Genomic DNA, 10,492 nt, shown 5'->3' on the forward strand with positions numbered 1-10,492 from the left:
TAGGCAAGTACGAAGTCGCTGGGGGTATCCGTCAAGGGTCTGCTGATTACATTTTCATGTTTGGCGCCATGGCCGGGGCCTTTGGGGCCGAGGCGGGCTTTTTCATGTCCATGCCCGCCATGGGGTCGGTGCCTTGGTAGAGTGCGTATTCGCTTTCCAGCAGGTAAGCACCGCTGACCACCACCTGCGCACCGGCCTCCACCCCGCCGGTGATGGCCACGCTCTCGTCGGTTTCAGTCCCTGTGCTGACCTTAAGACGGCGGAAGCGACCGGCAGCATCCACTTGCTGCCACACGTAGCTGCCGCGGCTGTCGCGCAGCACTGCGTCCTGGGGCAGGGTCAGGGCTTGGGCCGTTGTGGCCCGATTGGGCAGGCGCACGTTGGCCTGCATGCCCGGCTGCAGCCGTCCGGCGGCGTTGGCCAGCTGCACGCGCAGCAGCGTCACCTTGCTGTTGGCCTGAAGCGCCGGACTTAGAAAGACCACCCGGCCGGAAGGGGTGTCGGGCAAGCCCGCGACCTGCACTTGCACCGACTGGCCCATTTCGATGCCCGAAACTTCTTCGGGGTAAAGCTGGGCTTCCACCCATACCGAGGACAGGTTGGTGAGCGACACCAGCATGGCACCCTCGCCCACGTACTGCCCTTCCGTCACGCCCACGGCCTGCACCAGGCCGGCCTGCGGGCTGTAAAAGGTCAGGGAGGCCATAGGGCGGCCCAGGGCAGCCAAGGTGCGCAGCTGCCCCTCGGTCATTCCAAGCAGTCGAAGCCGCTGGCGGGCGCTGGACACCAAGCGGCCGTACTGGTTTCCACCCGCGCTCCCGGCCCGCTGCTGGGCCAGACTTAGCAGATATTCCTGCTGCTGGGCCTGCAGCTGCTCGCTGTAGATGGACACCAGCGGGGCGCCCGCCCGGATGGATTCGCCGGTCTGACGCACGAACAGCCGCTCGACGCGCCCGGCCACCCGGCTGCTCACCGTGCGGGTCTGGTTGGCGTTGGCGGTGATGGTGCCCGTGAGCACGGTGCTGCCCACGGCGCTACCGGCGCCACCAGGACCACTGCCGAGGGCAGCCACGCGGATGTTGGCCAGCTGCCGCTGCTGCACGCTCAGCATCACTTCCGGGGCGGGGGCTGCCGTCCCGGTAGATGTCTTTGCCGCCGGAGCAACTTTGGTCGCTTTCACGAGGTCCATGCCGCAAATGGGGCATTTACCGGGCTGCTCCCGGCTTATCTGGGGGTGCATCGGGCAGGTGTAGTGCGTGAGCGCCGCGGCCGGCGCAACGGCCGGGGCGGGTTTAGCCGCCGCTACCTGCTTGGTTGCTTTCATCAGGTCCATAGAGCAGATGGGACACTTGCCGGGTTGGTCCCGCATAATTTGCGGGTGCATGGGGCAGGTGAAGTAGGTGCTGGCGGCCTCGTGGTCGTGTGGGTCCTTGGGCGCGGCTTTCTGGCAGGCCCCTACCCCGAAGGTCAGCAGGCCGGCCAGCAGCGCGAAGGCCAGCCAGCGGCCCCAGGTCCAGCGGGTGAGCAGGTTATAAAGCTTATTCATCGCGGTAGTCGGTCTTGGATAAGGTCGATGTGGGGGACTGGCTGGGCGTCGGGGTTCGGGCGGTTTGCACGAAGCCTTCACCGTCCACCAGAAATTGGGCGTTGGTGGCCACGGCATCCTGCTCGCTCACGCCTTGCAGGATTTGCACGCGGTCGGCACTGCGCCGACCGGTCTGCACCGGCACGGCTTGGAAGGCGCCGCCGCGGCGCACGAAGGCTACCTCGCGGTTGCCCAGGTCCACCACCGCGGCCCGGGGCAGCCACAGCCCACCCTTTGCCGGCACGTTCACGGTGCCCGTGAGCAGGGCGCCGCTGCGCAGCTGCTCGTTGGCATTGTTCAGGTGTACCCGCACGGCCCCGGTGCGTGCTCCTTCACGGAAGAAGGGCTCAATTAGGTCGATGCGCGCCGTTACTGCCCGGGCCGGGTTATTCTCGGGCAGCACCCGGATGGTTTGCCCTACTTGCAGAGCGGCCAACTCATCGGGGCGGGGCTCGAACACGCCCCACACCCGTTTGGTGTTGACCACTCGAAACAAGATTTGGCCCGTCGTCACGTAGGCGCCTTCGGTGAGCGTCAGGCCAGCTTCGACCGGCATGTTTGCTACCGCCGGTGTGCTGGCGACGGAGGATGCTCCGCCTCCCATGGGGTCACCCCCGCCGCTGTTCATGCCGCCGGCCGGAGCCGGTAGCGGCGGCAGGGCCGCTCCGGGCTGGGCAGGCTGCTCGACCACGTACCCGGTGTAGGGGCTGTAGACGGCTACGCTGTAAGTGGGCTTGCGGGTCGCGATGGTGCGGTTGATTTGCGCGTCGGTTAAGCCCAGCAGGCGCAGCTTCTGGCGGGCGCCCCGCAACAGGGTTTGGTTCTCGGCGTCCTGGGTGAGAATGAAAATGAGCTCCTGCTGGGCCGTCACCAGCTCGGGGCTGTAGACTTCGAGCAGCTTCTGGCCCTTGGTGACGGGCTGGTAGTTGTAGCGCACGAGCAGCTTTTCGATGCGCCCGCCGAAGCGCGCGGCAATGGCTTGGGTGCGGCGCGTGTCGTACTCCACGCGGCCGGTTAGCGTCAGCGAGAGGTCCGGGGAGCCAGCCGACGGGTACACGGTGGCCTGGGTAGAAACCACCGTGGCATCGGGCGAGCTCAGCAGGTTCTGCAGACTCCCACTGGCCGGGGCTTGGGCGCCGCCGGCTTCGGGCTTCTTCACCAGGGCCATGCCGCAGATGGGGCAGTCGCCGGGCTTATCCCGAACAATTTGCGGGTGCATGGGACAAGTGTAGATGTCCCCGGCCGGGGCCTCGGTAGTACTGGCTGCGTCCGTCGGCTTTTTGTCGGTCCCGCAGGCGCTAAGTAGCAGCGCTAGGGGCAGAACCAGCAGGAGTGCGAGCCGGGCCCGCAGCAGGCTATTGTTCCAGCTCTTTTTCATATGCGATTTGCTGGGTGAGTTGTTGTTGCACGTTGTCGAGGTATTCCAGTCGGGTGCGCTTGAGCGTCGTCCAGGCTTCGAGCACCTGAAAGAGCTGGCCGGTGTTCTGCTCGTAAGCCAGCATGGTAGCTTGGTAGCTGCGGCGCAACGCCGGCAGGATGCGGCGCTCAAAGGCGCGGGTCTGGTCGGCGCGTAGCGTCAGGTCGGTTTGCAGGCTGGCCAGCCGGCCGCTGGCTTCGTTGAGCACGTCCTCGCGCTGCTTGCGCAGGGCTTGCGCCTCAAAGCCCAGGGCGGCCGTGTTGGCCCGGTACTCGCGCGCCGCCCACGGCACCAGGGGCAAGCTCACGGAGCCCATCAGGGTGAACTGATTGGCCCCTGTGCCCAGAAAAGGCATGTGGTCGAACTGCACGCCAAAGTCGGGCAGGCGACGGCTGGCTTCCAGCTGCTGGCTCAGGCGCACGGTGGTCAGGGCCCGGTCCAGGCTGCGCACGTCGCTGCGGCGGCCGGCCAGCGCGGCCGTATCGACCGGCGCCAGGGCGTGGGCCGCGGTGTTGAGCACGGCCGTGTCCACTGCGAAGGCTTCGCTGCGGGGCCGGTTCATGAGCGTGTTGAGCATGATTTGGTTTTGCGCGGCTAGGGCGTCGGCCTGCCGGTGGTCATTCAGGTGCATTTCCAGCCGGGCCTTAGCGTCGTAAATGCTCGGCAGCGTGGCCTGGTTGTAAGGGTAGCGCGCCTCGGCCAGCTTGATGAGGAAGCGCAGCAGCTCCTCGTTTTCGTCGAGCACGGCCAGCTTTTTGGTGAGCACGGCCTGCTCCACATAAAGGGTTTTGGCCTGGGCCCGCAGCTGGACCACCCGGTACTGGCGGTCGGCGAGCACCGCGGCTGACTGCGAGCTTAGGTACTCGCGCCGAGCCCGCTGCTTGGCCGGGTTGGGAATCATCTGCTCCACCGACACGATGGCCTGGCCCTGCAGCTGGTTGGGGCCAGCGCCGCTCAGCTCGCGGGCCTTGGCTTGGTTGTAGGGCGTCATCCAGAGGCCGGCGCTGACCTTGGGGGCTTCCCAACTGTTGTAGCCGGCCACCGCGGCTTCCTTGGCCCGGGCCTGGTAGGCGTACTGCTGCACGGCCGGGTTGCGGCGCTCCACCCGCTGCAGCACCGAGTCGAGCGGCAGCACGGGGCCGCCCGGGGCCGCCATATTCATGTCCTTGCTCATCTTTTGGCCGAAGGCCCGTTGCGGGCCCGCCGCCAGAAGGGAGACGATTAGTATTAGATTAAGCCAGTATTTCATGGGATGATGCTTAATGAGAGACTTCGAGGACATCGATTTTTCCGAATTTGCGCAGCTCGTACTCCTTGGTATACAGGAAGATGAGCGGCGTGACGAGGAGAATGTGGGTGGCCGAGGTGAACACCCCGCCTATCATGGGCAGCACGATGGGCAGCATCACGTCCGAGCCCGTGCCGGTGGCCCAGAGCACCGGCACCAGCCCGAAGAGCGACACCGACACGGTCATCAGCTTGGGCCGCAGGCGCTTGGCCGCGCCGTGAAACACAGCCTCCTGCAAGTCTTGCGGGCTGATGGTTTCCCGGGAGTTGCCTTTCTCGGCCACCAGCCGCTGCATGGCGTCGTTGAGGTAGATGACCATGATGACGCCCGTTTCCACGGCCAGCCCGAACAGGGCGATGAAGCCCACGGCCACCGCCACCGACAAGTTCACCCCGTAGAAATACACCATGTAGGCCCCGCCAATCAGGGCGAAGGGGATGGTGATAAGGCTCATGAACGCCTCCCGCACGGAGTGAAAGGCGAAGTACAGCGCCCCGAAAATCACCACCAGCACCAGCGGCAGAATCAGCTTGAGCGTGCGCTGCGAGCTAATCAGGTTCTCGTACTGCCCGCTCCACTCCAGGTAGTAGCCCTGGGGCAGCTTGCTCTCCAGGCTTTGCAGCTTCTGCATGGCGTCGTTCACGGTGCTGCCCAGGTCGCGGCCCCGCACGTTGAAGAGCACCGCGCCCCGGAGCTGGGCGTTTTCCGAGCTAATCATCGGCGGGCCCTCGGCGTAGCGGATGGTGGTGACGGCGGAGAGCGGCACCGGGCCGAAGCCCGCGCTCTGGATGGGGATGCGCTTGAGGTCCGCGAGGCTGTTGCGGTAGTCCTGGGCCAGGCGCACGTTGATGGCGAAGCGGCGCCGGCCCTCCACGGTGCTGGCGATGGGCGCCCCGCCGATGGCCGACTCCACTACCTCGTTCACCTGGTCCACGGTGAGGCCGTAGCGGGCCAGCTCGGGGCGGTTCATTTCGATTTCGAGGTACTTGCCGCCCGTCACGGGCTCCACGTACAGGTCTTCCACGCCGGGCACGCCTTTGAGGGCGGCGTTCACCTGGTTGGACACCTGGTTGATGGTGCTCAGGTTCTGGCCGTACACCTTCACGCCCACGTCGGTGCGGATGCCGGTGCTCAGCATGTTGATGCGGTTGATAATGGGCTGGGTCCAGCCGTTGACCACGCCCGGAATCTGCAGCTTGCCGTTCATCTCCTCAATCAGCTTGGCCTTGGTCATGCCCGCGCGCCACTGTTCGCGGGGCTTGAGCAGGATGATGGTTTCTATCATGTTGATGGGCGAGTTGTCGGTGGCCGAGCTGGCCCGGCCGGCCTTGCCGAGCACGCTGAGCACCTCGGGCACCTGCTTGATGATTTTGTCCTGCACCTGCAGGATGCGCTTCATCTCCGTGTTCGACACGTCGGGCTGGGCCACGGGCATGAACAGGATGGAGCCCTCGTTGAGCGGCGGCATGAACTCGGTGCCCAGACTCAGCACCAGCGGAATGCTGACCAGCAAAGCCAGCACGTTAATGGCCAGCGTGGTTTTGCGCCAGCGCATCACCCAGTGCAGCATGGGCGAGTAGATGCGCTCCAGGAAGCGGTTCAGCGGGTTCTGGTCCTCGGTTTTGAACTTGCCCTTCAGGAAAAAGGAGATGAGCACCGGGGCCAGCGTCACGGCCAGGATGGCGTCGATGATGAGGATGAAGCTCTTGGTCCAGGCCAGCGGGTGGAACAGCTTGCCCTCCTGCCCGGTGAGCAGGAACACCGGAAAGAAAGAGGTGACGATGATGATGGTGGAGAAGAAGATGCCCCGCGACACCTGCTTGCTGGAGGACTCGATGATTTCGAGCCGTTTGGTGTTGTCCATGTTATGCGGGAGTTGAGGTGGAAGGGGCACTGGCCGCCGGCGCGGGGCTGGCCGGGCCGGGGTCAAGAGAGTCGGTGCTTGTGGCGCCGCCCGACGTTTCGCCGGCCTGGTACTCGGCCAGGTTGCGGTAGGCGTTTTCGGTCATCACGATGCCGTTGTCGACGATGACGCCGATGGCCAGGGCGATGCCGGTGAGCGACATGATGTTGGAGGAAATGTCGAAGGCGTTGAGCAGGATGAAGCTCGTGGCGATGGTAATGGGAATCTGAATCAGGATGCTCAGCGCGCTGCGCCAGTGGAAGAGGAACAGCAGCACCACCAGCGACACCACCACCATCTCCTCAATGAGCGTGTGCTTGATGGAGTCCACCGAGTCCTGAATCAGCCCGCTGCGGTCGTACACCAGCTGAAACGAGACGCCCGGGGGCAGGCCGGCGCGGATTTGCTCCATCTTGGCCTTCACCCGCGTTATCATGGCGTCGGCGTTTTCGCCGTAGCGCATCACCACGATGCCGCCCACGGCCTCGCCCTCGCCGTTCAGGTCCATGATGCCCAGGCGGGCCTCGCCGGTCATCTGCACCGTGGCCACGTCCTTGATGCGTACGGGCGTGGTGCCTTGGGTGACGACGGGCACGTTTTCCAGCGTGGCCATATCCTGGATGTAGCCCGTGGTTTTGATGATGTAGCCCACGCCCGACTGCTCGAACTTGCGCCCGCCGGCCTCGTTGTTGTTGCTGCGCACGGCGGCCAGCACCTGCGGCAGGGTGAGGCCGTAATAAGTCATCCGGGTCGGGTCCACCGTCACCTGGTACTGCTTCTGGAAGCCGCCGAAGCTGGCCACTTCGCTCACCCCGGGCACGTTTTGCAGGCCGAACTTGACGTACCAGTCCTGCAGGGCGCGCTGCTCGCCCAGGTCCATGCCCGGTGCTTTCAAGGTGTACCAGAGCACGTGGCCCACGCCCGTACCATCCGGCCCCAGCGTGGGCGTCACACCGGCCGGCAGCAGGCGCTGGGCGTAGTTGAGGCGTTCGAGCACCCGCTCGCGGGCCCAGTAGATGTCGGCGTCGTCCTCGAAGATGAGGAACACGAAGCTCATGCCGAACATGGACGTGCCGCGCACGGACTTCACCTTGGGCAGCCCTTGCATGTTGGTGACCAGCGGGTAGGTCACCTGGTCTTCCAGGATTTGGGGGCTGCGGCCCATCCACTCGGTGAAGACGATGACCTGGTTTTCGGACAGGTCGGGGATGGCGTCGATTTTGCTTGCGCGCACCGAGTACGCGCCCCAGGCGAACAGCCCGGCGGCGAGCAGCAGCACGAGCCAGCGGTTCCGCAGGGAAAGGGAGATGAGTCGCTCAATCATAAGCTGATTAGCAGCAAGAAGATGGTAAGGCCCGGCCGGACCGGAAACCCCAGAGTGGGGACGTCGGCGGGGCGGACAGCCTGAGTTGGGGCCGGCTGCTTGGCAGCGGGCAAGCCAAAAAGCCCCACGACCAACTGGCCGGGGGAATTGGAAAGCAACCCGTATGCTAAATCAAAAAAGCGTGGCCGCGCACGTAAGCGGGGCACTCGGGCGGCGGGGCCGCGTGCGCCACGAGCTTGCTCGCGGGCTCATTGGTGGGATACGCCAGCAGGGCCAGCTGCCACACCAGCTGCAATACAGCCGGAGCCAGAGCCACGTCGGGCGCCTGCAGCAGGAAGTGCGTTGCCGTCAGCTTCAGGTCCTTGGCCGCGCTGACGACCTCTTGGTCGTGGCAGCAGCCGCAGTCCGGCTTCCCGGTATCCTGGCAGCAACAGTGCTTGTCGGCGTCGGGCGCTACCGTTACTGCCGTCAGGGCCTGCCCACAGAAGTGCATGCTGTACACCAGCCCGGGGCTGGACAGCAGGTAGCTAAAGAGCAGGAACAGGCTAACGTAGCGTTTCACGAGCAAAGCAAGCCGGAAGGGTCCCGGCGCATTAGCAAAGGTACGGGGTGGTCAAGAGGGAGTTTTACAGAATCCGGTTTAGAACTTATACAATTTCGAAGGCAGCGCCTCCCCTTGCATTACCTCGAATGCATTGTAAAGTTTTGGCTGGTTGGACGCACACAAAATTTATGGGCGGATGCCTGGGCGTTGAACTGATGGAATGAGTGGTAGCGAACCCAAGGAAGTGAGCAAGCACGTAGATGCAACAGCTCCTTGCCAATCATCATGTTCTATAAAGCTGGCTTAACATTGCTTTGCGCGTTTGTTTTGACGAGCGTTTCTGCACAGCACCTACCCGATAGCACCCGGGTCAGCGCGGACCGGCTGCTCGAATACTCGTTTGCTAACGACGCGTTTCTGCGAACCGACTACTACTACACCCAGGGCATGACGCTGCTGCTGGTAAGCCCCGCCCTGCAATACTCCCCCGTGAATCGAATTCTGGGACCCGTGCCGGCCGGCAGCACCCTGCACCACGGCATCCGCCTGCACTACGACGGCTTCACGCCCCTGCGCATCCAGGACCCGTTTATCCGGGTCGGTGACCGGCCCTACGCCTCGTATATCTACGCCGACCTGCTGCGCGTGGCCACGCACCCCGGACGGCGGCTGCGGCTAACGACCGCCCTGAACGTGGGCCTGCTGGGGCCGGGGGCGGGCGCCAAAGGTTTCCAAACCAAGTTTCACGAGCTGCTGGGAGCGCCCACACCGCGGGGCTGGGACTACCAGGTGCAAACCGACGTGGTGCTGGGCTACGAGGCCCGGGTGGAAAAGCAGCTGCTGGCCCTGGGCCGGGTGGCCGAACTCAACGGCGCGGCCGCTGCCTCGCTGGGCACCCTGCAGACCTACGCGGCCGCGGGCACCACCCTGCGGGTGGGCTGGCGCCAGCCCACGTTCGAAGGGCTGGGCGTCGCCGGCCGGGCCGCCCGGGGCGGGCACGGACGGGTGCAGGCCTACGGGCAGGCGCAGGTAGAAGGCCGGCTGGTGGGCTACAACGCCACGCTGCAGGGCGGGCTCTTCAACCGCCGCAACCCCTACGTGCTGCCGGCCTCCGCCGTGCGCCGGGCCGTGGCGCAGGGCACCGGCACCCTGGGGCTGGGCTACGCGGGCGTCCGCGTGGAAACGGCCCTGACCTGGGTTTCACCGGAGTTCACCGGCGCCCGCTCCCACCGCTGGAACACCATCAGCATCCGGGCCGCCTTTTAACAGGCACCCGTACCGCGGCCTTAGCCGGCGCCGCTTATATACGTACTCCTGCCCTATGACAGCCCGCCCAGTGCCGCGCTGGCCGCCTGCTCGTCCAGGTACGGGGAGGCATAGCCGGCATCCGACTTGTTGATGAACAGGGCCGCGCCGCCTTGCAGGCTGTCAATGATGGGCAGGTACTGGTCCAGGGGCAGGGCCGGGCAGCCCTGGCTGCGGCCCAGCCGCCCGGTTTGCTTGATGACGGCCTCGCTGACGTAGTCGGCCCCGTGGACCACGATGGCGCGGGCGGCGGCGTTGGAGTTGAACCCCTCGTCCAGGCCCTGCAGGCGCAGCGAGCGGCCGTGCTTGCCCACGTAGGTGCTGCCCGTGACGTAAAAGCCCAGGCTGCTCATGTGGCTGTCGGGGGTGTTGGAGAAGCGCGTGGCCTCACGCTGCCCGGTTTGGTTGCCGTGGGCCACGAGCGTGCGAAACAGCACCTTGTTGGCGGCCAAATCCAGCACCCAGAGCCGCTTCTCGGTGGAAGGCAAATCGAAGTCAATCACGGCCAGGCGCGGCGGCGCGGCCGGTGCCTGGCCCTGTCGACGCAGGTTAAGGTAGCCCGTGAGGGCCTGCTCGAACACGGAAAACCGCAGGCCCTGCTGCTGCGCGCCCAGGGCCGCGTAGCGCCGGCGAACCAGCGTGTCGTATGCCGCCACATGGCCCGGCGATGAAACCGTAGCTGCTACTCGCGCAGCAACGGGCGCACTCACCCGCAGCCGAGCCGGCGCCTGACCGGCTCCCGCCACCGAAGGGGTGATGGGGGCCGAGCAGGACGTAGTTAGTAGCAGCAGCCCGGTTAAAGCCGGCAGGGCCAGCCCGAGCCGGCTAAACCAGGGCCGCAGGCGCAAGCAATGCAGGTTGATTTTCATGCGAGTGGAAATAAAAGCAGGCAGGACCGCCAGTATCCAAAAAGCACACCAATTTTGCGTGGCTCTCGTCAGAATGATGCGTTTCTTTACCAGCTCCGCCACTGCGCTTGTTCCGTGGCTTGTGCCCACCCCCAACCCTTCCCGCGTGACCAACCTCTCCCCGGAAAAAACGCCCGTTCAGCTCTTTGATGTGCTGTTGGAACTACTGCTGACCGAAGACATGCCGCAGCCCGTGGTCGCCCGGCGGCTTCAAGCCT

At 65.2% G+C, this 10,492-nt stretch carries 8 protein-coding genes; 1 reads left to right on the forward strand and 7 read right to left on the reverse strand.

Annotated features, from left to right (window positions below):
* Window positions 1-46: 46 nt before the first annotated feature.
* From I5L79_RS20040 to I5L79_RS20065, 6 genes are all read right to left on the reverse strand, one after another.
* Window positions 47-1,546: an efflux RND transporter periplasmic adaptor subunit gene (locus tag I5L79_RS20040; protein ID WP_196956861.1), complete on the reverse strand. Its 1,500-nt coding sequence runs from the start codon at window positions 1,544-1,546 to the stop codon at window positions 47-49.
* The gene (locus tag I5L79_RS20045; RefSeq protein ID WP_196956862.1) at window positions 1,539-2,963 is read right to left on the reverse strand and encodes an efflux RND transporter periplasmic adaptor subunit; all 1,425 of its coding nucleotides are present in this window, start codon (window positions 2,961-2,963) and stop codon (window positions 1,539-1,541) included. The genes I5L79_RS20040 and I5L79_RS20045 overlap by 8 nt, the downstream gene beginning before the upstream one ends.
* Complete coding sequence (locus I5L79_RS20050) at window positions 2,941-4,251, reverse strand: TolC family protein (protein ID WP_196956863.1); 1,311 nt, start codon at window positions 4,249-4,251, stop codon at window positions 2,941-2,943. Before I5L79_RS20050 ends, I5L79_RS20045 begins: the two co-directional genes overlap by 23 nt.
* A 10-nt stretch (window positions 4,252-4,261) precedes the next feature.
* Window positions 4,262-6,154, reverse strand: a complete 1,893-nt coding sequence (locus I5L79_RS20055; protein ID WP_135398565.1) for an efflux RND transporter permease subunit — start codon at window positions 6,152-6,154, stop codon at window positions 4,262-4,264.
* A 1-nt stretch (window position 6,155) separates the two neighbouring features.
* Window positions 6,156-7,517: an efflux RND transporter permease subunit gene (locus I5L79_RS20060; protein ID WP_135398567.1), complete on the reverse strand. Its 1,362-nt coding sequence runs from the start codon at window positions 7,515-7,517 to the stop codon at window positions 6,156-6,158.
* Between the two features lie 166 nt (window positions 7,518-7,683).
* Window positions 7,684-8,079 (reverse strand): HYC_CC_PP family protein, encoded by a 396-nt coding sequence (locus I5L79_RS20065; RefSeq protein ID WP_135398569.1) that lies wholly within the window; start codon window positions 8,077-8,079, stop codon window positions 7,684-7,686.
* A gap of 267 nt (window positions 8,080-8,346) precedes the next feature.
* On the opposite strand from I5L79_RS20065, the gene I5L79_RS20070 reads away from it, so the two are divergent.
* Complete coding sequence (locus I5L79_RS20070) at window positions 8,347-9,327, forward strand: lipid A deacylase LpxR family protein (RefSeq protein WP_135398571.1); 981 nt, start codon at window positions 8,347-8,349, stop codon at window positions 9,325-9,327.
* Between the two features lie 53 nt (window positions 9,328-9,380).
* On the opposite strand, the gene I5L79_RS20075 is transcribed toward I5L79_RS20070, so the two are convergent.
* Window positions 9,381-10,235 (reverse strand): murein L,D-transpeptidase catalytic domain family protein, encoded by an 855-nt coding sequence (locus tag I5L79_RS20075; protein ID WP_196956864.1) that lies wholly within the window; start codon window positions 10,233-10,235, stop codon window positions 9,381-9,383.
* Window positions 10,236-10,492 lie beyond the last annotated feature (257 nt).

Source organism: Hymenobacter guriensis, from assembly GCF_015773195.1.
Classification (GTDB): Bacteria; Bacteroidota; Bacteroidia; order Cytophagales; family Hymenobacteraceae; genus Hymenobacter; species Hymenobacter guriensis.

What these genes read in the sequence shown, in the direction of transcription:
- I5L79_RS20060 (WP_135398567.1), bottom strand. Translation starts at nt 7,517, where the DNA reads ATGATTGAGCGACTCATCTCCCTTTCCCTGCGGAACCGCTGGCTCGTG.
- I5L79_RS20055 (WP_135398565.1), bottom strand. Translation starts at nt 6,154, where the DNA reads ATGGACAACACCAAACGGCTCGAAATCATCGAGTCCTCCAGCAAGCAG.
- I5L79_RS20070 (WP_135398571.1), top strand. Translation starts at nt 8,347, where the DNA reads ATGTTCTATAAAGCTGGCTTAACATTGCTTTGCGCGTTTGTTTTGACG.
- I5L79_RS20045 (WP_196956862.1), bottom strand. Translation starts at nt 2,963, where the DNA reads ATGAAAAAGAGCTGGAACAATAGCCTGCTGCGGGCCCGGCTCGCACTC.
- I5L79_RS20050 (WP_196956863.1), bottom strand. Translation starts at nt 4,251, where the DNA reads ATGAAATACTGGCTTAATCTAATACTAATCGTCTCCCTTCTGGCGGCG.
- I5L79_RS20075 (WP_196956864.1), bottom strand. Translation starts at nt 10,235, where the DNA reads ATGAAAATCAACCTGCATTGCTTGCGCCTGCGGCCCTGGTTTAGCCGG.
- I5L79_RS20040 (WP_196956861.1), bottom strand. Translation starts at nt 1,546, where the DNA reads ATGAATAAGCTTTATAACCTGCTCACCCGCTGGACCTGGGGCCGCTGG.